Here is a 25664-nt window from a genome sequence, read left to right as displayed (position 1 = left end):
AAGAAGACAAATGACGATCCCTTCATGAAAGCTCTGTCATCAGGGAGCCTTGCCAATAGGCAAGAGTCTGCTACCCTTAGACCCATGACACAGCTCAAAGAACGTCTGCTAAAGCTTTACGAAGAAAATGAAATCAAGGTCGACATTGCCTTCTTCCTTGGTGGTTTCTTTTTTGATGTCTGGACACTTTCTGATATCGACGACCCTGTTGCCATTACCCAGCAGGTGGTCTATCTGCTGATTCTGGGAAGCATCCTGTATTTTGATTTCTTAAAGTCCCATGGCTTTATTTCAATTCACCGTAAGCTGGAACGAATCTGGGAGTACCGTCAACTGGCTGTTCATTTCCTGCTGGGAAGTCTGCTCAGTGTCTATTCCCTGTTCTTCCTGAAAAGTGCTTCGCTCTTTTCATCCTTGATCTTTATTCTGCTGTTGCTGGGGCTGATGGTCGCCAACGAACTCAAGCGAGTTCGCGAAAGCGAGATCAATCTGAAAATCGGCTTGTTCGTCATCTGCCTGTTTTCTTTCTTTTCCATGATGGTTCCGACCGCTTTAGGGTTTGTCGGTCTGGTGCCTTTCATCCTGTCGCTGACTCTGACCGGAGGTGCCCTGTATGGAATCTATGTGCTACTAAAAAAGAAAGTGCAGAACGAGGTCATCTTAAGAAAAAGTCTGGTCATTCCCTCGGGAACAGTCTTGGCTCTATTTTTGGTGTTCTATCTGCTGGGCTGGATTCCGCCAGTGCCGTTATCAATTCAGAACATGGGCATTTATCACAGCGTTGAGAAGGTCGAGGGAGCCTATGTGTTGTCCTATGAAACTCCATCCTGGCAGTTTTGGCAGCGCGGTGATCAGAACTTCAAAGCTGAGCCTCAAGACAAGATCTACTTCTTTGCGCAGATCTTTTCCCCCGCTCGCTTTAGTGATTCCGTGATCCTGCACTGGTATTACAAGGACCCGGTTCAAGGCTGGCAGACCACGGACAAGATCCCCATGACAATTGCAGGGGGTCGCGAGGGTGGATATCGAGGATTTGCATCAAAGCAGAACTATTCAGAAGGCCGCTGGCGCATCAGTGTAGAGACCACCGACGGACGAGAAATTGGCCGGATTTATTTCGATGTCACCAAGGTGAGCGAGATCAATCCCCACCGCGCCTTTTACAAAGACATCTTCAGATAATAAAAAGACACCGCCGGGGGACAGCGGTGTTTGGGGGAAATATTATCAATTTTTCTTAACTAGTGTCGAGCCTGCACCAAGCGAACTTCAAAGTCCTGGGAGGGGCTTTCTGTTTGAAGTTGCTCCGGGGTTTGCTCGTTAGCGGCCACTGCCACTTGCTGAGAATTTAAAATTCGTAAAAGCCTCTTGCGCAAAATCTTCTCACTCAACGAAGCCTCCTGAATCATCCCGTTAAAGTTCTGAACCTCGGCCTTGGAAAAAGCCGCCCACAATAAAATCGTCATAACCACCAAGAAGCGCATCCGTGCCCTCCTAACCATTCCTATTAGAAAGACCCTATAACGACCTCAAAAGGTTAAAAAATTCGCTTCCCGCTCCCTATTTACTTTCAGACTCTGACCAGACCGAAACAATTCTTTGATGACTGCCAACTCCTGGCAACCTAAGATTTCATGACAGGGAGATTTTCGATGATTACTGGTATCCAGGACGTCTATTACAGTGTCACACAACCCAAACGAGCCACTAAGTTTTATACAGAAGGATTGGGTATGAAACTTCTTGAAGAAAGCGAATATTGGATCGCCTTGGATTGCCACGGTATTCGTATTGGCCTGCACCCGGAAGACCATCCCATTCCCACCGTTCCCCGAGACAGCCACGGAGCTCACGCAGGTGCCACACTGACTTTAAGATCCAACAACATCCCGGAAGACAGAAAGAAGCTGGAATCATTAGGGGCAAGGATTCTTGGAGAGGCCGATGAAGACTGGGGTCACATGCTTGTTTTTGAGGACCCCGACGGAAATGTACTAAAGCTGATGAATCCCAAATACTAGCTCATTCTAAAGATGAGGTGGTTCTTCGGTCCCAACCTGAGGTTCGATATAGGTTTTTTCTGCATCTTCCTTGAGAACCTGTGCCAACTGTTGAACTGCCTGTCTTGACACGTCGATAAAGCTCTTCTGATCGTGGCGGACTTTATATTGTTCTAATAACATCAGCTCATCATGACGACGGAAGCGTTCAATAATGGCGCGCGCCCGAGCTTCTGGAGTCCCCATGGCAACCAGAAGCTGACCGCTCAGATTGATGCTGGAATCCAAAGTTTCACGGCGAACGAACTTGATGCCTGCCTCCAGTAAATCAAATGTGTGCTGACGATTGCGGGCACGGGCAAACACCTGCACATGCGGATAGTCCTCTTTCAGAATCTGCGCGATGCGATTGGAAGTTTCAACATCATCCACGGCCAAGATGAAAAACTTGGCATTGCGGATCCCGGCCGCCTCCAAAATCTCTTTACGGGCGGCATCGCCATAGTAAACTTTATTGCCAAAGCGGCGAAGCAACTCGATCTGCTCGGTATCGTGCTCAATCGCCGTAAACGGAATGTCCTGAGTTCTAAGAATACGACCAAAGATCTGACCAAAACGGCCGAAGCCCGCAATAATAACGGGATTGGTGGTTTCTTCAAACTTGTCGTACTCTTTGACCCCTTGAGCAGGCGCCTTGCAGGCAATCCAGGCTTGGATCTTTTCATTCAGAACAATGATAATCGGACTGGCAATCATGGACAGTGTCACAACCAAAGTGAATCTCTGTGTCCAGTCAGCCGAAATCACTTGTGCACTTTGTCCGACTCCGAAAATAACGAACGCGAACTCCCCGCCTTGCACCAGATACACGGACAAATTATTGGAAGCTTGCGAATGAAGCTTCATGATCCGACCTACAGCATAGATCAAAAGACCTTTGAGGACCATGTAGCCCACAACCAGCGACAGGATCATTAGCGGGAACTGCACCAGCAAAGACAATTTCACGGACATACCGACAGAAACAAAGAACAGACCCATCAGCAAGCCTTTGAAGGGCTCCAGATCGGCTTCAAGTTCATGACGATATTCTGACTCAGACAAAAGAACCCCGGCCAAGAAAGCGCCTAAAGCCATCGAAAGGCCTACGCTTTCCATCAAGAAGGCCACCCCGATCACAATCAACAAGGTGACACCAGTAAACAGTTCACGACTGCGTGTTTCAGCAACCAGCTGCAAAAACCTGCCCATCAAAACACGACTGCCAATGGCCAGGCCGATAAAGATGGCGATAGCTCCGCCCCAGTTAACCGAATGCGTGTTGGCCGCCACCAACCCCAAACTTGGAATTACCGCCAAGGCCGGAATGGCGACCACGTCTTGCATCAGCAGGATCGCAAAAGAAGCACGACCAAATTCTGTATTCAGAACTTTTCTTTCCGCCAAAGACTGCAACGCAAATGCCGTCGAGGACAAAGACAAGGCAAAGCCGACAACTGCAGCGCTGGCCCATGCGATACCCAGCTGATATCCAATGATGGTGAAGACAACCGTACAGAAAAGAATCTGCAAGCCACCAAAGCCGATCAAGGTTTTGCGCAAAGACCACAGCTTACGGGGTTGAAGTTCCAGACCGATCAGGAACAGCAGAAACACGACACCGAACTCTGCAATATTCTGAACAAACTGAAAATCAGAAATCAGTCCCCAGCCCAGAGGGCCAATCAAAATACCTGCTGCCAAATAGCCCAAGATAGTTCCCAGTCCCAGCTTTTGAAACAAGGACACCAGAACCACAGAAAAACCCAAAAACGCCAAAATCTGAAGAAGCTGCTCGTGTAAAACCATGCTCACAACGCTATCAAGAGCAGATCGGCTGCGCAATGGGATACCTCGTAACGAACAGAGGTAAATTTTTATTAATCTGCAAAAAAGAGCTGCTGACAATTTCATGTCGCTCTTCTAGCCTGAGCGCTATGAAGAACTCTAAAGCAGGTATCTGGTTTATTTTTATCACGGTAACATTGGATATGATTGGCTTGGGATTGGTGATTCCATCCTTGCCAGATATCATGCGCCGTTTCGTTTCCAGTGAAACTTCTGTTTCAGAATACTTCGGTTATTTTATTTCGGTCTATGCCCTGATGCAGTTTTTGGCATCTCCTTTACTGGGGGCCTTGTCGGACCGCTTTGGTCGCCGATCCATTCTTTTGGTATCGCTGCTGGTGGCCGGCTTGGACTATATCCTGATGGCCTTTGCCCCGACATTGGGAATTCTTTTTGCCGGACGTGTGATTGCCGGACTGACAGGGGCTAATATCACCGTGGCCATGGCCTATATTGCTGACGTCAGCGACGATAAAAACCGCTCTGCCAACTTTGGTATGGTGGGTGCTGCCTTCGGCTTGGGATTCATCATCGGTCCCGCCATCGGAGGTTTACTGGGTCATTTCGGCCCTCAGTATCCCTTCCTGGCTGCGGCTGGATTGAATCTTCTGAACTTCCTGTTTGGACTTTTCATCCTGCCAGAATCCCTGCCTCAGGAAATGCGCCGTAAAATTGATTTACGCAAAACCAATCCCTTGCACTCACTGATGACCGTCTTCCGTTCCAAACATTTGCTGGCACTATTGCTGGTTTACTTCTTCTTCCAGTTAGGCGGGCAAACACATCCGTCGATCTGGACTTTATATACCGAAACCCGCTTCCATTGGACGACTTCTCAAGTGGGGCTGTCACTGGCCGCCGTCGGGCTTCTTTCTGCGATCGCGCAAGGTTGGCTGACACGTCTGGTAATCCCGAAGTTGGGTGAACACCGCACGGTTGTTATCGGCGCTTTTGGTTATGCGGTGTCATTCGCTTTGTTTGGTTTAGCAACCGAAGGATGGATGATGTATGTCATTCTGGTGGGCTCTGCCATTTTCTGGGTGGCACCTCCCGCCTTGCAATCTTTGATCAGTCACAACACGCCTCCTCAGGAACAAGGCGAACTGCAAGGATCTCTGGTCAGCCTGGCAAGTCTGGCTGCCATCATCACTCCTTTGGTCACAACTAAGTTGTTTGCTCACTTTTCAGCACCACCCGAAGGCGTGCCTTCTATTCCGGGAGCACCTTATTTCTTTGCGGCGATTATCTGTATGATTTCCTGGGCTATTATGGCCCGCAGAAAAGCTTCCTGATCCCGGGCTGGCCTTGCTGGGCCGGCCTGCCGGGAGTATCCTTAAAAGACCATGGATTCTATAAGATCTCTTCTGCAAACTGCCATCACGGCCCATCAGCCTTTGGATCTGGCCCCGCAAATGGACCCGCATGCGTGCGTTGCCCTGATCCTGCGTGGACAGTCTGAAGAAAATCTGGAGCTGGGCTTTATCCAAAGAGCTATTCGTCCCGAAGACCGCTGGTCAGGACAACTGGCATTTCCCGGTGGCAAACGCGAAGCCTTCGATGTCACCGATCTGGATGCCGCTTTCCGGGAAACCATGGAAGAAATCGGCGTCCACCTAAAATCGCAAGAACTGCTGGGCCGCCTGGATGACGTTCAAGCCCGCAAAGCCGGAACACTGCTGGATTTTTATATCCGTCCTTTTGTGTTCTATACCGAACAAAGTTTCAACGTCACCCTGGATGCCAACGAAGTCGCCGACTATTTTTGGGTGCCTTTAAAACACATTCAAGATCCACAAAGACAAACAATCTATAAAGTACAACGCGAAAACATGTCCATTGAGCTTCCTGCCGTGTACCTGGATCGCGAACCCCCGCTTTGGGGACTGTCATACATGATGACACTCAATCTTTTTACGCGCCTTCAGGCCTTGCAAAAGTAATTTCGTCGCGATCAGAAACAGATTTTCCGTTTCAAATCTGCACAGTTCTATATTTTTAAACTTTTCCATTAAAAGTGCTCAACTATCCCAAGGTCCAGCCGATAAGTCTTATGAACCCAATGAGGTTCACCTTGCACGAAAGGAGCCTTCAATGGCTAACAAGACAGTACGTAAAGAGTATATCTGGAACAGGGAGATTCGTGAATTGGCTCTCCTGACCGGTACGGGGCCACCATAACGCCAGTAGATTTTAAATTGGTGATTAAATAAAAAAACCAGGACGAAAAGGCGCCCTGGTTTTTTTAATTTTCAGTTTGAGACAACTCTTAAAGAATAGAGAAGATTGTCGAGAAGCTCAAAGTTGTAGAATCTGCTTTCAAATCTTTCGGATAGAAATTCAAGTACGGCGCGAAGTAAATGTCGCGGCTGAAAGCGTACCCCATCCCCAAGCGACCGCTCAGAGTTTTGTTCAAAAGATCCCACTCGCCATCACGCGCGCGTGGATTCCAGAAATTCATAGCCACAGAAGTGTAAACGTTCATTTTGTCAGAAACGTTGTACTTTACCTGCGGATAGAAGCCCAGGTGGTAACGGGAGGCTTTGCCGTCTTTCGGCTCATAACCACGCTCATAAAGGAAAACGCTCAAGCCTGTGTCCAAGCCCGCTGCGAAACCGGAATTCCCAAGGTTGTAAACCAAAGAGTTATCGTAAGACAAAGAAGCGTACTGACCCACATCACGGAAGTTTGGAACCGTTGTCCAGGAAGCTCCGTAAGAGTTTCTGACTTGCAGATCACCCATGCGATTATTGCGATCATAGCTGATAAATGGAGTTTTTACGTCGGTACGTTCAACACCGTGGAATGGAGTCAATGCATTGATACCTGTTCCGGCGCTGATCGCGCTTTTGGAATCCAAACGGTAACGACCGCTGATGGAGCCACTCAAAGAAACCTGATTCACACCAATAGAACCATCTGGGTTCGGTTGCATTTTGCTGGAAAGATCTCCCACTGGAGGGCCGAAGTAAGAAAGAGAGAACTTCAGAGAGTAACGGGACAAGGAACCGGATTCAGCTTTCAGTTTAGAGTCCGTGATGTCTTTATCGTCTTCGAATTTTTTGTTTTTTAGAACATCCCCCACAGAAGTGGTTGTTTTTTGAGTTCCGGATTCCACAGAAGGAGTGGAAAGTGTGGTGGAAGAAGTCTGTGCATTGGATGCCAAAGAAATCCCCATAATAAACCCGATCAAAAGCCCTTTAACCATGAAAACCCCCAAAAGTTTCGAGAGTTTGTACCCGCCCCGGAGCCAAAAGAAAAGTCATGCTTTTGTTATGTAATGCGCCAAGTAGATTTTTCAACCGCCCTGACGAAGCTTATAGAGGACTTGAGGCAACATTTCGACTACATCCGAGGCCATCATGGATAAAAGGTCCTTTTTTTGGGCCTTCCAAAGGTTCGCCGTGGCGCCATGCACATATGCCCCCAATAAAGCCGCCCGGGTCGGAGAAAGCCCTTGAGCCCTTAAAGCCGTAATAACCCCTGAAAGCACATCCCCGGTCCCTGATTTCGCCAAGGCTGCATTTCCCGTTGAAATCCCATAAACCCGGCGACCATTGGCTACCAATGTGCCATGCCCTTTTAAAAGAACCACACACTGAAACAGCTCCTGCGCCAGTTTAATAAACTCATATCGATGTGCTGAGATCTCTTCGGCAGATACGTCCAAACAACGGGCAAGCTCCCCGGCATGAGGCGTGACAATCCAGGTGCGGGGTAAAGGGAACAAGTTTTCTTCGGCACAAACCGTGATGGCATCGGCATCCAGAATCACATGACTGATGCCTCGCTCTTTCAATTCACGAATGATCTGCGCCGTGAAAGAGTTCACGCCAAAACCCGGGCCGCATAAAACAGCATCAAACTTTTGTGACTGCCATTCTTTCTTCGCCAAATCCAACAGAAGAAAATCCGGATTCTTCAACGAGGACACCGCAATATTTTTCTGCGCCAGAGTCACATAGCCGCTTCCCATGCGCAAAGCCCCATGTGCAGCAAGCACCCCCGCACCGGGATAATCAGAGCTTCCCGCCAACAGAAGACTGCGACCACGAGTGGCCTTATTATCTTTTTCGGAAACAGCGGGTAAAAGTTTCCTCGCAGATGATTTTTTCAGAATACGCACGGGATCGTTGGCTTTTTCCATAAGGATGAGTGTATAACCCAGAACCATGATCGTAAAGACGGAAGCCGACCTGGAAGGTCTTAAAAAAATCGGAAAGATTGTCGCCAACTGCCTTCAGTACATGGCGGGCAAAATCGAACCTGGAATGAGCACCAAAGAGCTCGACAATCTGGGTGGAAAATATTTGGAACTGCATGGTGCTAAGTCCGGACCCATGGCCGTTTACAACTTCCCAGGCTACAACTGCATCAGTCTGAATCATGAAGTCGCCCACGGTGTGCCTTCTGACACCAAGAAGATTCAGAAGGGTGACCTGATCAATATCGACGTCTCTGCCGAACTCGGCGGCTATTTTGCCGATAACGGGGGGTCGTTCACAGTTCCTCCTGGGAAGAAGGCAGACGAAGAACTTCTTAAGATCACACGTCTGGCACTGGACACAGCCATCAAAGCGGTCAAAGCGGGCGAATTGATCAGTGTGATCGGCTACAACATCGAAAAGGTTGCAAAAGCGCACGGCTACACCGTCATTGAAAATCTGGGCAGCCACGGTGTCGGCCGCAGTCTGCATGAAGAGCCCAAGTTCATCGCGAGCTATTATGACAAAGACGACCGTCGCAAGCTTAAAGAAGGTCACGTCATTACGATTGAGCCCTTTGTTTCTACCGGAGCTCGTTTTGTCGACGAAGAGTCTGACAATTGGACTTTGGTTTCCGGCAAAAATCATCGCACTGCTCAGTTTGAACACACCATGGTGGTCATGAAAGACCGCGCTCTGATCGTCACCATTCCTGATCCTGTTTAAAAACATCACGCCTGTCTTTGCGACAGGCCGTTTTCCAGTTCTAAGATCTTCTTTCAACCTTAGGAGACCTTATGAACATCTCGCCCTCTCTGCTTTTTGTTTCACTCTTTATTGCAAACACTTCTGCTTTTGCGGCCCCCACACCGACAGCCGGCCTCAAGTTTGAAGCCACCATCTCAATGGCATTGGCCGAAGAAGCTGCTCGCGAGGCCGTAGCTAATTGCGCCACCAAGGGCTACCAAGTGGCCGCCACCGTCGTCGATAAGGCAGGCGACATCAAAGCGCTCTTTCGCGCCGATGGAGCAGGTCCGCACACTATTGATGCCAGTCGCCGCAAAGCCTACACAGCAGCCTCTGCCAAGAATGGCACCTCGGCAATGCTTGCAACATCTCAAAGCAATCCTGCCGCCCAAAATCTGGGGCAGATTGACGGATTCCTTCTGCTCGGCGGGGGACTTCCCATACGAGCTGGCAGTATCGTCATTGGTGCTATTGGTGTGGGCGGTGCTCCAGGCGGTCCTTTGGACGACCAGTGCGCTCAAGCTGGAATTGATAAAATCAAAGACCGAATAGGCAACTAGTCCACCAGATTCCGCACGAAAAAGGCCCTAGACACACTGCCTAAAGGCTTTTAGAGCGGAATAAAAGGTGAAAGGCTATTGATGTTTCATTAATCACGGAGGACTTATTATGAAAATGTTTTTTGCAATCGCGTCTTTGTTCGTCGCTTTCTCTGCTCAAGCTGCTGACCGCAAGGTTGGAAATGTTATCGCTGTTGAAAGAGAAATCTCTGATCTTTACAACACCTGCTTGAAAGCTGTTGAAGGTCCCACTGACAAACCTCAAAGCTTCTTCTCTTGTGCGATTAAGTATGTCAAGGATGGCGAAATCCCAGTAAGCAAAGGCCGTCTGTTGAAATTGATGGACGAGCGTTGCCAAGTTCACGGCGAAGCTGTGAACGGTGTTGTGTTCATCACTTTCTCTGGCCCTAAAGCTCCATCTTCTTTCGACACTTCCCGCGCTTGCTTGGAAAGAGCTTTGAACGACAAGGATTTCGTAAAAGTGATCGTCTACACTCTAGAGTAAGAGATCTTCACATATCACCTGTTTTTCCGAGGAAGAAGTGCTCCACACTTCTTCCTTTTTTTATTTCTTCTCAACTGCAAATAAACGCCTTTTCAGAGGAGAAAGGCGAGATAACTTATGCTTTTCGTGCGTCCTTTTGCTTGCTTGGCCTGAGCCCCCTAATTAAACTGATAAGGTAACTTGAATATGCTTGCTGACAGTTCTAGGAGGTTTTATGGCCAAGCTTTTTTTAACCGAGATTCCCTCCCGCGAAGCAATCCAGGAAGAAGCCGGTGTTTTGTATCCTCAGGTAAATCCTGACGCTTGGTATTCGCACATTCTTTTGCGCAAAATCACCACGGAATTTGAAATCAATCTGGATAAATTCTTTTCCCAGTACAGCCTGTCTTCCGGCCGCTTCACGCTGATGATCCTGCTCAATAAGTACACGGATGGACTGATGCCATCCGAATTGGCGCAGATGGTGGGTGTGACTCAGGCCACGATTTCCGGACTGATCAACAGCTTGGAAAAAGCCGAGATCGCACAAAGAACCACGCACGAAAAAGATGGTCGTTCATATGTGATCAAGCTGACGGAAAAAGGCAAGGCACAAACCCAGACGATCCTTCCCGAGTATCAAAGCCGCATCAACAACTTCTGGGCCGAGTTCGGTTCTGACGAAAAGAACTCGATCAACGATTTCTTCACGCGCCTGATCAAGCAGATGAAAGAGATCGGACAGAAATCCACGGAAGCCTAAAATAAAAAAGCCCGCTGAGAAGCGGGCTTTTTCTTTTTTCACATATCTTCAAACTTTATTCTTAGTCACCCGCCAAAGAGCAGCTGACGATTGTGTCCAGTGTATAACCAGAAGTGTTCTGGAATGGACCGAAGTGATTGTAAGAGCGGCCTACGGACATGTGCGGGCTCACACAACGCTCTGCCGGAGCTTTCAAAGCACCATTGGATTTTACGTTATAAGGATGCGTGTTCTTGGAGCTTGTCGCATTCACTTGCACTGCAAAACTGCCAGTCACTTTCGCTGCCGCACAGAAGGCGTTGAAAGTCTGCAGGGAGCTTCCCAAAATGCGGATTAGATCTGCTTGGGACGCATTCGTTTTGATCGTGTTTCTTGGATACAACTGATTCCATTCACGGATACAAGCTTGGATATTACCACCCGCATCCGGAGTGAACTGGAACAAACCGATGTTCAAGCGGGATTCTGCCGGCTGGTACGGATCTTCATAGAAGTTCACACCTGCGGGACGGCGATAGCCCGATGGAGCATATTTCGCTGCCACATTTTTCGCCTTCTGTGTATCCGCTGTTGTCAAAGACTCCATGTAAGACAAGCACATCATGAACTTGGACCACAACTTGGAAGCTTTGACGTAGCCTTCACGGTTGCCGGACAAAGCCTCACGGCGATAGCCGTTCATCATGTCTGCGAACGTGTTGATTTTTTTAATCGTTGCCGCAGAAGGAATATTCTTACCAGATAAAGTCGTGTTCAAAGTATCTGAAGTCACATTACACAATGGATGTGAAATCAAACTGTTCGGCAGGTACGTATTCACATCTTTATTCAGATTGAAATAGGACGCCACATAACCCAGTTGTGCTTTGGATGGCTGCATTTTCAATTCAACAGCATAAGCGATACGATCTGCGAAACGATCTTTGCCATCCAGTTGTGGATCTGCACCGTCTGTCGCGTGAGCCTCCTGGGCGTTACGCACTGGCAGAAGCTCGCGGTAGTTTTTATAGTTGTTATCCACGACACCACCCACTGGGTAAGAAACTTCCGTGAACACATCGAAGTTTTCCGGAGTTATGGAATCAGAGATCGCTGCAGGCTCACGACCTGGAGCAGGCGTCGGGGCTGGACCTGGTGCCGGTGTTGTTGGCGGAGTCGTAGTCGGTGGCTTCGTGGAACCGGAAGAGCCAGAGTTGCTGCCGGTGTCGATCGGTTTCTTCGCCATCGCGAGTGCCGCCGGAGAAATAAGGGTTGTCGTAACGATAAGGCCTAGCAAGATGTTGGTTGTGCTTTTTTGTGTTTTCATGCCTCCTAGATCGGAGCTAGGTCGCGCGACTAAAGACGTCCTAGACCATTTTGAGGTCTAGTTTTCAGGATCTTGGTAAAGTCTGGGAAAACTGAAAAATTATTGTTCAGTCATCTCCCCGACCATAGTCGCAGATCCGAGTTTAAGAACTCTTCAAGGGCATCCGATAATAGAGAGGTAACCAACATAAAAAGGGAGTCTCACTATGAGTCAAAAATATGATGTACCGAACCTCTATAATTTCCTGCTGCACACTCCAGAGGGCGGTCTCAGAAAAATGCTCGTGGACAACAAGCCTTTCACAGAGGCGCACTTCAATCTGATGTTGAAAGTGGTTCGTGCCTGCAACGAAAGTCAGTTTACAGAGCATTTCGACAAACAGGATTTCCCAAAAGTTAAAATGGGCCCTGGCGATATCAAAATTAAAGAGAAGTTCTGGGCCGACTGCATGACAGTCTGGGACAACCGTGGACTTCTGACTCCGGCTGTGGCAACTAGGGCGGCATGATCGCGTATCTTGCCCCTGAAAAATTTCTGCCAGAACTTCTTGAAGAGCTTAAAGACGTTAAGTCGGTTCACGGGAATCTGGTACTCACTGATGGGCCCTTACAGAATTCTGTCTGGGCCCAAAACATTTGGCTTGATGCTCAGATCATTCCATTTGAATCGATTTCCCAAGCTTCCAAGGCTCTGAAGGGGCTCGGTAAGCTCTGGGCCTGTTATACTGTTGAAAATCACCGTCGCGCTCAACTGATTCAGGATCAGCTTCCGAAACTGCGCCCGCGCGTTTTGGATTTCCTCAGCGAGCTTCCGGAAGACAATCTGGGGGCGTGGACTCTTTTGGATAAGAACACTCTGCTGGCCTCCCCGACGACGAACTCGCGCTTTCCCTTGGGGGACGTGAAGTTCAATGAAGACAAGAAAACGCCCCCGTCCCGGGCTTACTTGAAACTGTGGGAGCTTTTCACCGTTTACGGCATTCGCCCCAAACCCGGTCAGAAGGTTGTCGATTTCGGCAGTTGCCCCGGGGGATGGACTTGGGTGCTTCAACGCATGGGCTGTGAAGTGATTAGTATTGACCGCGCACCTTTGGAACCAACCATTGCGGCTTTGCCGGGTGTGAATTTTATGAAGACCAACGCGTTCAATGTGAAGCCGGAAGATCTTGGCCGCATTGATTGGTTCTATTCTGATATTATTTGTTACCCTGAAAAACTGCTGGAGCTGGTACAGACCTGGCAAGCTTCAGGACTTTGCTCAAACTTCGTTTGCACGATAAAATTCCAGGGTGAGACTGACTACAAAACACTGAAAAAGTTTTTGCAGATGGAACACACCCGTATTCAGCATTTGCACCACAATAAGCACGAGGTCACGGTATGGATAAAACCACCTTTAAGCTGATAAGCCGCGCTGACGAAAAAGCGAAGCTTTGGGATGATATGGCGAAAGCTCGCGGCGATTTTTTGTGCAAAGGCACCGAGGACTCGATCTGTAAATTGAAGGTGCAGCTGTTTAATTCCAAACATCAGGCCTTAGAGTGCACTTTTGAATCCCCGACCCAAATGGTGGATCAAGAGGAATACCTGGGTCATTTCTTTCTGGGTGGAGAGAAATACTACTTTCAAGCCAAGGCGCAGATTCACAATGGCAAGGTGCTGATCCCAGTTCCACAAGAACTCTATCACCTGCAACGTCGCCAGAATTACCGGGTGCATATTCCTGAAGGGTATCACGCGTTCTATAATATTATTCTGGTAAATCAAAAGCCGCAAAAAATCACAGGCCAACTGGCCGACCTCAGTGGTCAGGGCTGTCGCGTGATCTATCGTCTGGAGGCTCCACTGATGAACGTGGGTGACCAGGTCACAGGACATCTTTTAATTGGCAAAAGAAGCCCCATCGAAGTGCAGGGCGTGGTTCGTCATATCAAGGTCGATGAAAGCAATAAGGTCATCCAAACCTTCGGCATCGAGTTCACCCCGCTGCCAGCAATTCTGGAAAACAAACTCTTCGCCATCACCCTAGAAATCCACAAAGAAGTCTTCCGCCGCTAAAAGGCACCTTTTTATTCCCCGGACTCTGGAGCTAAGACGGTCGGGTCTTTTTTGCGGATAGAGTCGTATTCCTGATCAAGCTGTTGTTGAAGTTGCTTCTTTTTCAGCTCAGCTTGTTTTTTCTGATCGGACAGGGACTTTTTATTTTCTTCAAAGCGCTTGGAATAGTCCCGGTGCAGCTGGTTGAATTCATCGGTCTTAGAGCGGATATAGTCGTCGAAGTTTTTGCGCTTATCGCGCGTGTCGGCCTCAAAGGAATCACGCTTCTCTTTTTGATTTGCGTAGAAGTCTTTACGCTTGGACTCCAGATCATCATAGAACTCTTTGCGGTCTTCAGAGCTCACTTTTTTCTTACTGAAGGTTTTTCGCTGATCAGCCAGATCCTTCGTAAAATCGTCGCGTTCTTTCTTTTGCTGTTTGCCGAATTGCTCACGTGCCTTGGTCATGTCTTTATTAAAGACATTGCGCTTTTTGTTCACCATAGAGCTGAACTGATTGCGAACTTCGGAAGGCGAGCGGGAAAGATCCGACACCAGACCGTCCATAAAGGCCTTTTCGTCGTTTTCTTTGCGGACCTCTGCAGGAATATTTTTGCGAAGAGCTTCCAACGCCTCACGGTCCGCCTTCAGGGAATAACTCTCATCCACCAAGGCGCCCTCACCTGGACCTTCCGCTTCCGCTCTGGCTTCCAGAAAAGAAAGCATCACGACCAAGATACAAAAAAGAAGAGTCAGTACAGACTTAAGTCTCAATGTATCTTGAGCCTTGGACCCGGCAAATGAAGGTGCGAGTGGTAAACTCATGTTGTTCTCCTTAAGAATGAATCTTTTTGAGAATAATTGGACTCTACTCAAAACACAACAGACCGATAAGGGACATATGTTATACGGTAGAAGAGTCATCGAACCTCAACGCGTACCACACGGGCAACACCCGCGTCGCTTTATTCTGAATAAAGCCTTTCAGTACAAATACTGCTGGTACATGATCACGGCTGTGGCTGGTGGGGCTTTGTTATTCCTTCTTCCGGCATTTTACTTCATCAATCAGAACTATGACCTGTTCAAAAGTCTGGCTTACGATACCTATCCAAGCCTGGTTCAGCACCTGGAACGTGAAACGACCTGGTTGCGCATCTTCCTGGCAGCCAGTTTTGTCTTCCTGACCGGGGTTACTTTGTTCCTCAGTATTCGCATGACCAAAAATCTTTTGTCCCCGCTGGTCAGCATGGAAAAGCACATGCACCAACTGATGCTGGGGCAATGGCATATCCCCGACTATCAAATCCCGGAAGAAGATGACTTCCGCGATCTTTCCATGACCTATGATTATTTCTATCGCGCCCTGAAAGCGAACACGGAAACGGAACTGAAGCTTTTGGAAAAGCTCAGCATCGACCCGCAAAATCGCGAGGCCTATGCCGCCTGGAAGACTTTATTGTCTGAAAAGCGAGCGCGCTTGGGTATTAAGGAAGAATTTATCCTTAGCGAGAACGTCGTAGAGATGAACGAATTTGATCAGAGACGTCGCGTTTCTTGATCGCCTCACGCTTGTCGTGGGTCTTTTTACCCTTCACCAAAGCAATCTGAAGTTTCGCGCGGCCGTTTTTGAAGTAGATCTTCAACGGCACGCAGGAATAACCTTTTTCACGTAAAGCATCGAAGATTTCATCGAGCTCATTTCTGTGCATCAAAAGCTTGCGATGTCTTTCTGGAACGTGATTGTTATAGCTGGACGCTTTGTATTCAGCGATGTGGGCATTTTGCAAATAGGCTTCATTCCCTTTAAAGCTGATATATGAGTCCTTCAACTGAACATCCTTGTTGCGTAAGGACTTCACCTCACTGCCCATAAGCTGCAAGCCCGCTTCGTAGGTTTCTACGATCGTGTAGTCAAAGCGCGCTTTTTTGTTCTCATGAACAATCAGGATGTTCTCAGTCATTATTCAAATCCAAAATGCTTATACAGCTTTACGAACTGGCCGGGATTCAGTTCTTCGGCCCGGGCTGTTTCTTTAAAGCCCAGCTCCGCCAACCACCCGATCAGCTGCTCTTCAGTTAGCTTCTTTTGGCTTAAAATACCAGACAAATTTTTCTTCAGAAGCTTCCGTCTTTGGGCAAAGGCCGACTTTACAAAGCCCAGGAAGGCCTTGCGGTTTTTGACCTCAGACTCAATACGCTGGAAGGACAGCACCCGGCTGGCCACCCGCGGAGGAGGCTGGAAATCACGGGGACCGGCTTCGGTCACGGTTTCCATCTTCCAGAATGTTTGTGCAAAGACACTTAAAAGGCCATAGTGATCACTGTCCACCACGCCCCGGATCTTTTGTGCCACTTCCTTCTGGAACATCAGCACCATCGCAGCGACACCTTCGTTTTCCAAAGAACGTTCAACCACGATACTGGAAGAAATCTGATAAGGCAGGTTGCTGACAAAGACGATTTTCTTCCCCGTGTAGAACTGCTTCCAATCCAAGCGAAGAGCATCTTCTTCAATGACCGGCATCCCCTTGTCACGCCAGTAAGCCGCAATCGCGTGATCCAGTTCAATCAACTGCAATGGCAAATTCAGTTCACGCAAAAGATCCGTCAACGCCCCCGGTCCCGGACCGACCTCAATCAAAGCTTCCGGCTCGAAAGCCTTCACCTGATTAATGATGCGCTCAATGACGGTGTCGCTGACCAGAAAGTTCTGACCTAAAGATTTTTTTGCGGCAATGCCCATGGCTTCTTGCGCGCGTTGCAGACGTTCTCTGGAATTGCTCATCTAAAATCCGTAGCTAAAGGTTGAGGCGACGGCCCCAGATCCAAACTTGAAACTTCACCGCGGGCCATGCGCAAAGCACCCACATAACCAATCATCGCGGCATTATCAGTACAATAACGAAGTGGCGGAATCACCAAAGTGTAACCTTTTTTATCGGCCCATTCCTGAGCACGGGCACGCAAACGCGAGTTCGCACTCACCCCGCCCGTCAAAATCACACGCTTGGAACGGAAAACTTTGGCAGCGCGGTCCAACTTGGCAATCAAGACATCGACGATGGCTTCCTGGAAGGACGCACATAAATCCGGCAGTCTTTCCTGAACCAGTTCAGGTCCCAACTGTTCGATCATGCGCTGGCCGGAAGATTTAAGCCCCGAAAAGCTCATATCGAAAGTGTCATCATGGATCATACTGCGCGGGAACTCGAAGGCTTCGGGATTGCCAGCTTTGGCCATTTGATCCACGCGGACTCCACCAGGGAATCCAAGACCGGCCATCTTGGCAAACTTATCGAAACATTCTCCGGCAGCATCATCCTTGGTGGCACCCAAAATACGGTAATCGCCAAGGCCCTTGATTTGATACAAGCTTGTATGTCCACCGCTGATGGCAAGCCCCACATAGGGATAACCGAAGTCTTCCGGCGGAGCATACTTATCATCACGCAGGAACGGCGCCAACAAATGACCTTCCAAATGGTTCACACCCAGGAAAGGCAAGTGCTTGGCTTGCGACAACGACTTCGCTGTCACCAACCCTACGATCAAGGCCCCGATCAGGCCCGGACGATTGGTCACGGCGATCCCTTGAACGTCGGACCAGTTCATGTTGGCTTTTTTAAAGGCTTCTTCAATCAGCGGAATGAGAGCGATGGAGTGGTTGCGGGCGGCAATTTCAGGAACGATACCGCCATAGATTTCGTGATCCAGATCCTGAGAGGCGGCCACCACTGAGTGCACCCAGCCCGTACGATCCACGATCGCTACAGAAGTGTCATCACAGCTTGTTTCAATGGCCAGAACTCTTTCAATCACGATATTACTTTTTTAAACCCTTCAAACGGATCTTAGCACGACGAGCCTCTTCTGACTTCGGAAACTTGCTGACCACCTCGTCATAAAAGGTTTTGGCTTCGTCTTTCATACCCAATTCCTGGAAAGACACCCCGATTTTATAGGTCGCATCCGCAAACTTAGGACCTTTCGGGTTTTCATCACGGTATTTCTGGAAGTTCAGGATGGATTGTTTCCAGTCCTTTTTATTGAAATTATCTTGAGCTGCCTCATAAGGGTCTTTTTTAGCCTGTTTGGCCGCTTTTTCAGCCGCCTGGGCATTGGCAACGCGTTCCGCGCGCAATGCATTCACTTCCGTATTCAAAGCATAGATCTGCTTTTCCATGGTTGCGAGGGCTTCTTGCATTATCGTGACTTTGGTATTCAGGTCGACATTCTGCTGTTGAGAAGTTTTCAGCGCACTTTCCACACCGGAATGACTTTGCCCCAGCTTGTTTTCGACCACGTCCACGCGGCCATTGAGTTCACGCATTTGCTCTTCGATATCAGAAACACGTCCCGCCGCATCTGCGTTGGTTTTTTGCAAAGTCACCACTTGCTGTTGCATTACCTGACGCTGCTGATTGTCGCGAACATCGGTGCGCGTTTTCAAACAGCCAGTCAAAAGCAACGAGGCTGCCGCCACTGAAATAATTAACTTCATAGAATATCTCCAGTTTTTTGACGGATCAGACGAGCCGAATTTTCAGCCTTCTCCGCAGCCATGCGGGCGCGAATGAATTGTTCTTTGGCTTTTCCGTAATCACGATCTTCGAAGTAGATGCGTCCCTTGCGATAAGCCTCTTCCGCCTGATGCCAGTATCCGGGAGAGTGTCGGGCCGCTTGAACAGAACGAGCCGCATCCAGTGCGGCTCGAGCGAGAGAATAGTCATCTATAGGAACTGGCGCAGTTTGACAGCCGACGATCACCGTAAAAAGTAAAACTCCGATGAAAAGTCTCTGTAATTTCACTCTGCGCCTTTCTTAAGAACCTACTCCGACGGAGTCGGAGTGTAGACCTATTGAGCAGGTACGAAGTTCGCACGACGATTTTTCGCCCATGCTGCTTCAGAGTCACCCATCTCAAGTGGTTTTTCTTTACCGTAGCTGATAGTGCTCAAACGGTCAGCTTGGATGCCCAAAGAAACCATGTAAGCTTTTACAGCGTTCGCACGTCTTTCGCCCAATGCTACGTTGTACTCGATTGTACCACGATTATCGCAGTGACCTTCGATTTGAACACGTACAGAAGGATTTGCTTTCATCCACTCGACGTTAGTCGCGATGTCTTTTTTGGAAGAAGCATCCAGGCTGGATTTATCGTAACCGAAGTGAACAGTTACAAGACCAGAGATTTTACCAGAGTCAGAACCCATTGGGTCGAAGCTCAGTGGTGTGGAATCAATAGCAGTTTGATCGCCTGTAGGCATTGTTTGAATGTCCTGATCAGACTGAGTTTGTTTTCCTTTACAACCTGCTACGAAAGCGATGGCAACAAGACCAAGAGCCAATTTACGAACCATGATGTCCTCCTATGAAGTTCGAGTCGTTATCATTAACAATAAAAACTTTAATTTATAGCGGCTCATTGTCAAACCTTAGATTTCTGAATTGATGTTGCGTTGCTGTACGGCTAAGAAATCATATGCAAAAAAGATCCTTTGTTTACGGGCTGGCGTCTCTATTTATAACAACACTCCTACTGATGTCCCAGGCCGAGGCGCAACTGGAAGTTCCACCTGATCTGAAGTGGAAAACCCTGCAAACACCGCACTTTGAAGTGATTTTTAATGCCGAGCAGCAGGACCTTGGATATCTGTACGCCGAAAAACTGGAAAAGGCCTATGCAGAACTGCGTTCGTACTTCCGCACTCAGCCTGAAAAAACAGTCGTGGTTATCAATGATAAAACGGACATCACCAATGGTTATGCCACCCGCATTCCTTATCCACACATCATGGCCTATCCAGTTTTGCCCGGGCCTGAAGAAAGCCTGGCCGACACCGGCGACTGGGCGTTTGAACTTCTGGCGCACGAATACACTCACATCCTGACCTTTGAACCGGCCAACGGAATCATGAAACCTCTGCGCGTCGTCTTCGGCAACATCATCGCCCCGAATATTTTGATGCCACAATGGTGGAAGGAAGGCGTGGCCGTAGAAATGGAAACCCGTTTGGGCCATCACGGACGTTTGCGCTCTCTGTATCAGGATGCCAGCATCCGCGCCATGGTCGATGCCCAAAATTTCCATGAATACGACATCGCAGAAGCCAATGAATCCATCTACACCTGGCCTCAAGGAGCCCGCCCATATTTGTTCGGATCTTTGATGTGGAGCCAGATGCTGGCTGATCACGGCAATGCCCTTGTCGCAGATCTTCATGAAGCCCAAGGTGGTCGCATCCCTTACTTTATTGAAGGCCCGGCTCGGAAGTATATGGGCCGAAGCTATACCAGCCAGTACAACCACATGATGAAATCCACCGAACAGCGCGCTTTAGAACAGCTCAAAACCTTGCGCGAAGTCAGCCCCACTGAAGTTATTGTTCCTAAAAATAACTTCCAGTCCGTCAGCGCTCCCGCCATTTCCCCGGATGGCAAACATCTTGCGGTGATCACAGAAGATGACGGGAATTCTCGTGCGGTTCGCATTATCACCAAAGAAAATCCGGAACAAAGCTTCTTGGATGCCAAGTCCGCGAATACCGTTGAACGCTTTAACGAAGGCTTTATCCCGGCGACACAAAAAGACGGCCCACCAACGGGAAGTATCCAGCGCATCAGTTGGTTCCCGGATTCCCAAAAGCTGATCTATGACAAAATCGACTACACCAATCGCATTCAGCGTTACTCGGACCTGTTCGTCTATGATCTGGGCAACAAAAAAGCTCAAGCCCTGACCAAGGGGCTTCGCGCTCGTGAACCCGCCGTTTCCCCTTCTGGTCAACAGGTGGCTTTCGTTAAGCTGGACGGCAACCGCACCCACTTGGGAATTCTAAAACTGAACGGAGAAAAAAATCCCCCGTCAGAAATTATCTTTTCCCCAAAAATGCAGGAGCGTATCTCCTATCCCACATTCTGGGACGAAAATACTTTGATCTACTCCTTCCGCAAAGAAGATGGCAGCGAACACCTTTACCGGATTTCTTTGGACTCGCGCCAACCAGAGATTCTATTTGCTGACCACCCCAGCGCTCGTTTCGCCCGTAAAACCAACGAAGGGTTGCTCTTTGCTTCCAGCAAAAATGGCGCCTTGAATCTGTATCTGGCTGATCAGGATCTTAAAAATGTCCGCCCGGTTTCCCATACTTTGACGGCTCTTTTCACGGCAGATTTGGACCCCGTCAAAAAAGAAATCTTCACCACACAGATGACCAGTCAGGGGTTGCGCGTTTCAGCCATCTTGCCTGAAGAATGGCAAAAGACTCCGACACAATTGCCGCAAGTTTCCTCGATGGTGGGAGATCGCTACGACGCTGTTGAAAGAAACCCAAAAGCTGATGAAGAGGCTCGCGCCGCGATTGCAGACTCTAAAATGGAAGACTACTCCCCTTACGGATACTTGCTGCCTCGCTACTGGATTCCATTTATCTCGGGTTCTTCCAGCGAAACCGGCGTCATCCTGCAAGCCCAAACTTCGGGATTTGATCCCTTGAAAAAACACTCTTATGCCATCGCCGCTTCCTGGGATACCGCCATCAACAAAGGCAGCCTGTTGGGAAGTTATCTGAATCAAACGACATCCCTGCCCGTGTCTTTGCTGGCCTATAAACGCAGCTATTATCTGGGCACCACCAGCAACGAGATTGAAGACACCGGAACCCAGCTTTCTGCTCTGCCCGACAGCTACTGGATGTCGATCTACACCAACCTGCAAGTTGGCTGGCAGTATTTAGAACGTACCAATGCCGCTCACACCACCGTCAAACGCACCGGTCCCTTTGTCTATTTGAACTATGCCAACTACTCTGATTCCGGAGCACAAATTTCACCTGAATCTGGAGGCGGCGCTTATCTGGGGGCTTACAACTATATTGCTCAGGATGGCTATCTGAACCATTCACAGTTCGTCACAGGTGGCGAGATCTATCTGTCTCGCTATTTGCCAAAACATCACGCAATCATGTTGCGAGCAAACGGGGTTTATATCCCTGAAAAAGTGTCGTCTATCTATGGCGTTTCAACCGAGTCGATGGTCTTTGTTCCCGACAGCCCTTTGCCACAGTATATTTTGCGCGGCTACAAACGCGGTCAACTGTTTGGACGAAACCTGGTTACACTGAATGCGGAATATCGACTGCCTTTGAAGGAAATCTACAGTGGCTCTGGCACCGATCCTCTTTTCCTGCGCCGTATTTATGGGGCCGTGATCGTGGATGGAGCTGCTGCCGACGGTGTCTTTATCAATGAAACCAAACCTGCCGAGTCCGTGTCGTTCGGTAAAAAACAGTTCTGGAGCTCCGGCGTTGAGCTGAAGTTGGAAACCACTTTGGGTTACGTCGTCCCGGTCACCTTGGTTGCCGGATACTATGTGGCCTTCCAGGCTGAGCAGGGTGCGGAAGGTGTTCTGGCAACTGCGCTGCAAATAACCGGCTTCTAAGTTGATATATTGCGGTGAGCCAAACCGCTCCATCTTGACAAAGACACAGCCCCTCGAAATTATTGAAGATATCGACAACTAGCGGCGAGGATGCTGCTCTATGCTGTCACCTTGGGGGAGATTCATGGAAAAAATCAGCTGGATTAAAGAACTTGTGAAGGCTGAGCAACAGATGGAGGAATCCGGTCTTGTTGATATGAGCTTCGGTTTTGACGCCGAAAAGATTCTTATCAACGACACGATTCAGTTCCTTCTTGCTATGAAAACCGAGTTCGTGGATGCATCAACATCCTTCAACGAACTGAAACCGTCGGCTTTGGGCCGTATTAAAATCTACGGTATCGCAAAAACACACGCAGACTTCATGCTTTTCCGTAACGGCTTTAAAATGATCTTCTCATTGAAAGCTCCGGGACAAATCAGCATCCGTTTCAACTTCATCGGAACCAACTACATTCCAACTCCGGGCATGGAGGCAGCACAGACTGCCACCAACGTGATGGATGAACATATTGTTGAAGCCAAATGGGGTGCCTTCGGTGAAGTGATCTGGACTTATCAGGGTCAGCCGATCAAGCTGGAATACATGGTTCGTCACTATATGACTCTTTTCATCAAGGAGAGTTCCAAATAAGAAAGGCCCCGAATGGGGCCTTTTCTCTTTTTAGGCTATTTTGATTTTACAATCGTGGCATCGACCGGATTAAAGTAGATCTCCACTTTCTTACCATCTTTATCCAGCCCATAGATTTCATAGCAAGTTCCTGGCTGTTTGAATTTATTAATTTTGTACCCCATACCTTCGACTTTCGTTTTAAATTCCTCCTCGGACATCCACTTGTCTTTGGGTTGGTCGGTACAGCTTTTCTTAGCTTGGGCATTCAGGCTCGCCAGAACGATGACACCTGCGATAAGAACGAATTGCTTCATAAAGAATCTCCTTTTTTGCCCCGGTATTTTTTCCTGAGGCGTTTTCCAAAATATCGATCTGAGGCTGCTTATTGTAAATATGGCAAAGGACCTAAATGCCTAATATCAGTGGCTTTAGGTCATTTGCTCCATAGACGCCACGACCGACTCCACCGATAATTTGAGACATACGGGGCAACCCCAGATCGGAGTCACTATGCGAAACAATCTTATTTACGATCTACCAACCCGACTTTTCCATTGGATCTTTGCGGGACTATTCTTGACGGCCTTTATTATCGCCCAGACCGTGGAGGATGATTCGGCCATTTTTACTCTGCACATGCTGGCGGGGCTGATGCTGACCTTCGTAGTCTTGCTGCGGATCGTCTGGGGATTTGTGGGCAGCAAACATGCCAAGTTCATAGATTTTTCTCTTCATCCAAAGTCGGTCTTTGCTTACTTTCGTGGGATCCTGTCTGGTTCTAAAGAGCGTTGGGCAGGGCACAATCCAGCCTCCAGTTGGGCGGCGCTTCTGATGATGTTATTTGCTCTAGGCCTCGGGTTGACCGGGTTCCTTATGACCTCAGGCCCCAACAAAGAGAACTTTGAAGATATTCACGAGCTTCTGTCCAACGGCTTTATCATTGTCGCCGTTTTGCATGTGGCAGGTGTTGTTTTACACACTTTGCGACATAAAGAGATGATTGGCCTCAGCATGATTGATGGCAAAAAGAATGACGTGCCAACGTCTGAGGAAATCACCTCTTCCCACCCCGCAGCTGGTGTTTTGTTCCTAGGACTTGTTATTGCACTTTCTGTTTATATTTATAAAAATTATGACAGACAAAACCAGACTCTGCAGCTGTTCAACACTCAACTTAAACTGGGTGAAAACGAAGCCTCCGGTCACGGAGGCGATAGCGATGACGATGACTGAGCCGGTGTAAGAGAGGATTAAGGTGTCATTTTGAATAACAAAGAAAGAAGCCTCATAGCTGTGGTTCTTCTCATCATCGCGGTGATGGCGGGCTTGGATCTGGTTACAGATTCTCAAGAAGGGGTGGCCCTGTGGCATGTGCTTGTCGAAGGGACTATTGGAACTGCGGCTCTGGTCGGTGTGTTCTATATCTTACGGGGTTCTGTTGTTCTGAAGCATCGGCTTGACAGGGAAATTCAGGATTTCTCACAGTTCAAAAAAGAGGCTGAAATCTGGAGGGCCGAATCCAAGAAGTACGTGGAAGGTCTTTCTTTGGCCATTGATCAACAATTGTCCAAGTGGAAGTTATCAAAGGCCGAAAAGGAAGTGGCATTTTTGCTTCTGAAGGGCTTAAGCCTGAAAGAGATTGCTGAGGTTCGCAACACTTCCGAAAAAACGGTCCGTGCCCAGTCTATCGCAGTGTACGCAAAAGCAGGCCTGGCAGGACGATCGGAGCTTTCTGCATTTTTTCTAGAGGATTTGTTAGTACCCGTAGAATAAAAGAAAAAGCCCCGACAGAGTGCCAGGGCTTTTTGAAAATTTACTTTATTGAAGTTCGCCGATGGCTTTGGCAATGAAATCCTGATGCGCATCCACTCTTGTGAATACCGAGAACAGCATGCACTTTGGAGTCAATAGACCTGGCAAAGAATCTCCACGACTTGCCACACCCCAAACATGCAAACGACCATTCAACTCAAGATAAGCCGGACCGCCAGAGTCACCGCTGCAGATACCGCGGCGAACAGACTGCCCCAGCATCACTTCTGTGCGGGAAAAGTTCACATCTTCAATGGATAACTTTGCAGTTCTCAAAGTGCCCGCACCTTTGCTCAGCAGAATTGTCCAGTTCAAACCGTAACCGGCAACAATCGTGCGCACGTTGTTGTTCAGGAAACCGGAATCAAACAACATCGGAGCCACCTGGAAGCCCGCAGGAGCTTCGCCTTCAAAGCGCAGAACCGCGATGTCATTGGTGTCTTTGGTTTGCACTTCACCCGTGTAACCATCGTGAACAACTTTTCCCGTCACACGGCGAGTTTGTTCTTTGCTGGCTTTCTTCATTTCTGGTGCAAAGATCACAACCAGATCTTTGGCTTTAGGGTCCACGCAGTGAGCCGCAGTCAAAACCAGATTTTTCGCAATCAAAGTTCCAGAGCAGATGTATCCGATTTTGGATTCATAGATACCCACCGTGCTGCGACCGATATTGCTGGAGCTTTCAACCTTGTCACCACCGACGATCTGAGAAGCCTCTGTCGGATTTACTGTTTGTTCCTGAAAATTTTGAGGGGCACATGCCGCTACCAGAAAAAGAGATGCAATCAATAGTACTGCTTTATTCATAA

Annotated in this window: 30 protein-coding genes; 16 read left to right on the top strand and 14 right to left on the bottom strand. The window is 48.6% G+C overall.

Annotation, left to right across the window (positions count from 1 at the left end; translation table 11 throughout):
* The first annotated feature begins 84 nt into the window (after positions 1 to 84).
* Positions 85 to 1182, top strand: a complete 1098-nt coding sequence (locus tag ACES2G_RS02915) for a DUF2914 domain-containing protein (protein WP_374001274.1) — start codon at positions 85 to 87, stop codon at positions 1180 to 1182.
* 59 nt (positions 1183 to 1241) lie between these two features.
* Here ACES2G_RS02915 and ACES2G_RS02910 read toward each other — a convergent pair whose 3' ends face one another.
* The gene (locus ACES2G_RS02910; RefSeq protein WP_347359147.1) at positions 1242 to 1484 is read right to left on the bottom strand and encodes a hypothetical protein; all 243 of its coding nucleotides are present in this window, start codon (positions 1482 to 1484) and stop codon (positions 1242 to 1244) included.
* A 168-nt stretch (positions 1485 to 1652) separates the two neighbouring features.
* On the opposite strand from ACES2G_RS02910, the gene ACES2G_RS02905 reads away from it, so the two are divergent.
* Complete coding sequence (locus tag ACES2G_RS02905) at positions 1653 to 2021, top strand: VOC family protein (protein WP_347359148.1); 369 nt, start codon at positions 1653 to 1655, stop codon at positions 2019 to 2021.
* A gap of 6 nt (positions 2022 to 2027) precedes the next feature.
* Here ACES2G_RS02905 and ACES2G_RS02900 read toward each other — a convergent pair whose 3' ends face one another.
* Complete coding sequence (locus ACES2G_RS02900) at positions 2028 to 3848, bottom strand: monovalent cation:proton antiporter-2 (CPA2) family protein (protein WP_374001882.1); 1821 nt, start codon at positions 3846 to 3848, stop codon at positions 2028 to 2030.
* A 128-nt stretch (positions 3849 to 3976) separates the two neighbouring features.
* Here ACES2G_RS02900 and ACES2G_RS02895 point away from each other — a divergent pair, with 128 nt between their 5' ends.
* Positions 3977 to 5179 (top strand): TCR/Tet family MFS transporter, encoded by a 1203-nt coding sequence (locus ACES2G_RS02895; RefSeq protein ID WP_374001273.1) that lies wholly within the window; start codon positions 3977 to 3979, stop codon positions 5177 to 5179.
* A 51-nt stretch (positions 5180 to 5230) separates the two neighbouring features.
* Positions 5231 to 5827 carry a CoA pyrophosphatase gene (locus ACES2G_RS02890; RefSeq protein WP_374001272.1) on the top strand — a complete coding sequence of 199 codons (597 nt, stop codon included), beginning with the start codon at positions 5231 to 5233 and terminating at the stop codon, positions 5825 to 5827.
* A 326-nt stretch (positions 5828 to 6153) separates the two neighbouring features.
* On the opposite strand, the gene ACES2G_RS02885 is transcribed toward ACES2G_RS02890, so the two are convergent.
* Both ACES2G_RS02885 and ACES2G_RS02880 read right to left on the bottom strand, forming a co-directional pair.
* A complete protein-coding gene (locus ACES2G_RS02885; protein WP_347359152.1) occupies positions 6154 to 7092 on the bottom strand; it encodes a hypothetical protein in 939 nt (312 codons plus the stop codon).
* Between the two features lie 90 nt (positions 7093 to 7182).
* Positions 7183 to 8031: an NAD(P)H-hydrate dehydratase gene (locus ACES2G_RS02880; protein WP_374001271.1), complete on the bottom strand. Its 849-nt coding sequence runs from the start codon at positions 8029 to 8031 to the stop codon at positions 7183 to 7185.
* Positions 8032 to 8056: 25 nt separating this feature from the next.
* Here ACES2G_RS02880 and map point away from each other — a divergent pair, with 25 nt between their 5' ends.
* The 4 genes from map (at position 8057) to ACES2G_RS02860 (ending at position 10643) form a co-directional block, all read left to right on the top strand.
* The gene (gene map, locus ACES2G_RS02875) at positions 8057 to 8815 is read left to right on the top strand and encodes a type I methionyl aminopeptidase (RefSeq protein ID WP_374001270.1); all 759 of its coding nucleotides are present in this window, start codon (positions 8057 to 8059) and stop codon (positions 8813 to 8815) included.
* A 71-nt stretch (positions 8816 to 8886) separates the two neighbouring features.
* Entirely contained in the window at positions 8887 to 9396 is a 510-nt protein-coding gene (locus ACES2G_RS02870; RefSeq protein ID WP_347359155.1) for a heme-binding protein, read from the top strand.
* Between the two features lie 109 nt (positions 9397 to 9505).
* Positions 9506 to 9901, top strand: a complete 396-nt coding sequence (locus ACES2G_RS02865) for a hypothetical protein (protein WP_374001269.1) — start codon at positions 9506 to 9508, stop codon at positions 9899 to 9901.
* Between the two features lie 214 nt (positions 9902 to 10115).
* Positions 10116 to 10643: a MarR family transcriptional regulator gene (locus ACES2G_RS02860; protein ID WP_347359157.1), complete on the top strand. Its 528-nt coding sequence runs from the start codon at positions 10116 to 10118 to the stop codon at positions 10641 to 10643.
* A gap of 61 nt (positions 10644 to 10704) precedes the next feature.
* Here ACES2G_RS02860 and ACES2G_RS02855 read toward each other — a convergent pair whose 3' ends face one another.
* Positions 10705 to 11949: a hypothetical protein gene (locus ACES2G_RS02855; RefSeq protein ID WP_374001268.1), complete on the bottom strand. Its 1245-nt coding sequence runs from the start codon at positions 11947 to 11949 to the stop codon at positions 10705 to 10707.
* 205 nt (positions 11950 to 12154) lie between these two features.
* On the opposite strand from ACES2G_RS02855, the gene ACES2G_RS02850 reads away from it, so the two are divergent.
* Genes ACES2G_RS02850 through ACES2G_RS02840 form a run of 3 tightly spaced genes read left to right on the top strand, consistent with a single transcriptional unit; the run spans position 12155 to position 14006 of the window.
* Positions 12155 to 12457 carry a hypothetical protein gene (locus ACES2G_RS02850; RefSeq protein ID WP_347358998.1) on the top strand — a complete coding sequence of 101 codons (303 nt, stop codon included), beginning with the start codon at positions 12155 to 12157 and terminating at the stop codon, positions 12455 to 12457.
* Positions 12454 to 13353 carry an SAM-dependent methyltransferase gene (locus tag ACES2G_RS02845; protein WP_374001266.1) on the top strand — a complete coding sequence of 300 codons (900 nt, stop codon included), beginning with the start codon at positions 12454 to 12456 and terminating at the stop codon, positions 13351 to 13353. The genes ACES2G_RS02850 and ACES2G_RS02845 overlap by 4 nt, the downstream gene beginning before the upstream one ends.
* Entirely contained in the window at positions 13329 to 14006 is a 678-nt protein-coding gene (locus tag ACES2G_RS02840) for a PilZ domain-containing protein (RefSeq protein WP_347358996.1), read from the top strand. Before ACES2G_RS02845 ends, ACES2G_RS02840 begins: the two co-directional genes overlap by 25 nt.
* 11 nt (positions 14007 to 14017) lie before the next feature.
* Here the strand turns inward: ACES2G_RS02840 and ACES2G_RS02835 are convergent, their stop codons facing one another.
* On the bottom strand, positions 14018 to 14809 hold the full coding sequence (locus ACES2G_RS02835; RefSeq protein WP_374001265.1) for a hypothetical protein: 792 nt from the start codon (positions 14807 to 14809) through the stop codon (positions 14018 to 14020).
* A 76-nt stretch (positions 14810 to 14885) separates the two neighbouring features.
* On the opposite strand from ACES2G_RS02835, the gene ACES2G_RS02830 reads away from it, so the two are divergent.
* Positions 14886 to 15545 (top strand): hypothetical protein, encoded by a 660-nt coding sequence (locus tag ACES2G_RS02830; RefSeq protein ID WP_347358994.1) that lies wholly within the window; start codon positions 14886 to 14888, stop codon positions 15543 to 15545.
* Here the strand turns inward: ACES2G_RS02830 and smpB are convergent.
* From smpB to pal, 6 genes are read right to left on the bottom strand one after another with little or no spacing between them, the layout of a single operon-like run.
* Positions 15490 to 15948 carry an SsrA-binding protein SmpB gene (gene smpB / locus ACES2G_RS02825; RefSeq protein ID WP_347358993.1) on the bottom strand — a complete coding sequence of 153 codons (459 nt, stop codon included), beginning with the start codon at positions 15946 to 15948 and terminating at the stop codon, positions 15490 to 15492. The genes ACES2G_RS02830 and smpB overlap by 56 nt on opposite strands.
* Entirely contained in the window at positions 15948 to 16772 is an 825-nt protein-coding gene (gene rsmA, locus ACES2G_RS02820) for a 16S rRNA (adenine(1518)-N(6)/adenine(1519)-N(6))-dimethyltransferase RsmA (protein ID WP_374001264.1), read from the bottom strand. Before rsmA ends, smpB begins: the two co-directional genes overlap by 1 nt.
* Entirely contained in the window at positions 16769 to 17803 is a 1035-nt protein-coding gene (tsaD, locus tag ACES2G_RS02815; RefSeq protein ID WP_374001881.1) for a tRNA (adenosine(37)-N6)-threonylcarbamoyltransferase complex transferase subunit TsaD, read from the bottom strand. Before tsaD ends, rsmA begins: the two co-directional genes overlap by 4 nt.
* Positions 17804 to 17810: 7 nt before the next feature.
* Positions 17811 to 18488: a tetratricopeptide repeat protein gene (locus ACES2G_RS02810; protein ID WP_347358990.1), complete on the bottom strand. Its 678-nt coding sequence runs from the start codon at positions 18486 to 18488 to the stop codon at positions 17811 to 17813.
* Positions 18485 to 18796, bottom strand: coding sequence for a DUF4398 domain-containing protein (locus tag ACES2G_RS02805; RefSeq protein WP_347358989.1), 312 nt, complete (start codon positions 18794 to 18796; stop codon positions 18485 to 18487). The genes ACES2G_RS02810 and ACES2G_RS02805 overlap by 4 nt, the downstream gene beginning before the upstream one ends.
* A 47-nt stretch (positions 18797 to 18843) precedes the next feature.
* Positions 18844 to 19347 (bottom strand): peptidoglycan-associated lipoprotein Pal, encoded by a 504-nt coding sequence (pal, locus tag ACES2G_RS02800; RefSeq protein ID WP_262553565.1) that lies wholly within the window; start codon positions 19345 to 19347, stop codon positions 18844 to 18846.
* A 122-nt stretch (positions 19348 to 19469) separates the two neighbouring features.
* Between pal and ACES2G_RS02795 the strand changes: the two genes are divergently transcribed.
* Positions 19470 to 22427, top strand: coding sequence for a hypothetical protein (locus ACES2G_RS02795; RefSeq protein WP_347358988.1), 2958 nt, complete (start codon positions 19470 to 19472; stop codon positions 22425 to 22427).
* A 124-nt stretch (positions 22428 to 22551) separates the two neighbouring features.
* The gene (locus ACES2G_RS02790) at positions 22552 to 23061 is read left to right on the top strand and encodes a hypothetical protein (protein WP_374001263.1); all 510 of its coding nucleotides are present in this window, start codon (positions 22552 to 22554) and stop codon (positions 23059 to 23061) included.
* 35 nt (positions 23062 to 23096) lie between these two features.
* On the opposite strand, the gene ACES2G_RS02785 is transcribed toward ACES2G_RS02790, so the two are convergent.
* The gene (locus tag ACES2G_RS02785; RefSeq protein ID WP_347358987.1) at positions 23097 to 23357 is read right to left on the bottom strand and encodes a PepSY domain-containing protein; all 261 of its coding nucleotides are present in this window, start codon (positions 23355 to 23357) and stop codon (positions 23097 to 23099) included.
* A 262-nt stretch (positions 23358 to 23619) separates the two neighbouring features.
* Between ACES2G_RS02785 and ACES2G_RS02780 the strand changes: the two genes are divergently transcribed.
* Entirely contained in the window at positions 23620 to 24276 is a 657-nt protein-coding gene (locus ACES2G_RS02780; RefSeq protein WP_374001260.1) for a cytochrome b/b6 domain-containing protein, read from the top strand.
* A gap of 60 nt (positions 24277 to 24336) precedes the next feature.
* Positions 24337 to 24816, top strand: coding sequence for a LuxR C-terminal-related transcriptional regulator (locus ACES2G_RS02775; protein ID WP_347358985.1), 480 nt, complete (start codon positions 24337 to 24339; stop codon positions 24814 to 24816).
* Between the two features lie 45 nt (positions 24817 to 24861).
* On the opposite strand, the gene ACES2G_RS02770 is transcribed toward ACES2G_RS02775, so the two are convergent.
* Positions 24862 to 25662, bottom strand: a complete 801-nt coding sequence (locus ACES2G_RS02770; RefSeq protein WP_374001259.1) for a trypsin-like serine protease — start codon at positions 25660 to 25662, stop codon at positions 24862 to 24864.
* Between the last annotated feature and the right edge of the window lie 2 nt (positions 25663 to 25664).

The sequence above is a fragment of the Bdellovibrio bacteriovorus genome, from assembly GCF_041888015.1.
GTDB lineage: Bacteria > Bdellovibrionota > Bdellovibrionia > Bdellovibrionales > Bdellovibrionaceae > Bdellovibrio.
The sequence above is the reverse complement of the archived record's forward strand: the minus strand, read 5'-3'. Positions and strand labels throughout refer to the sequence as shown.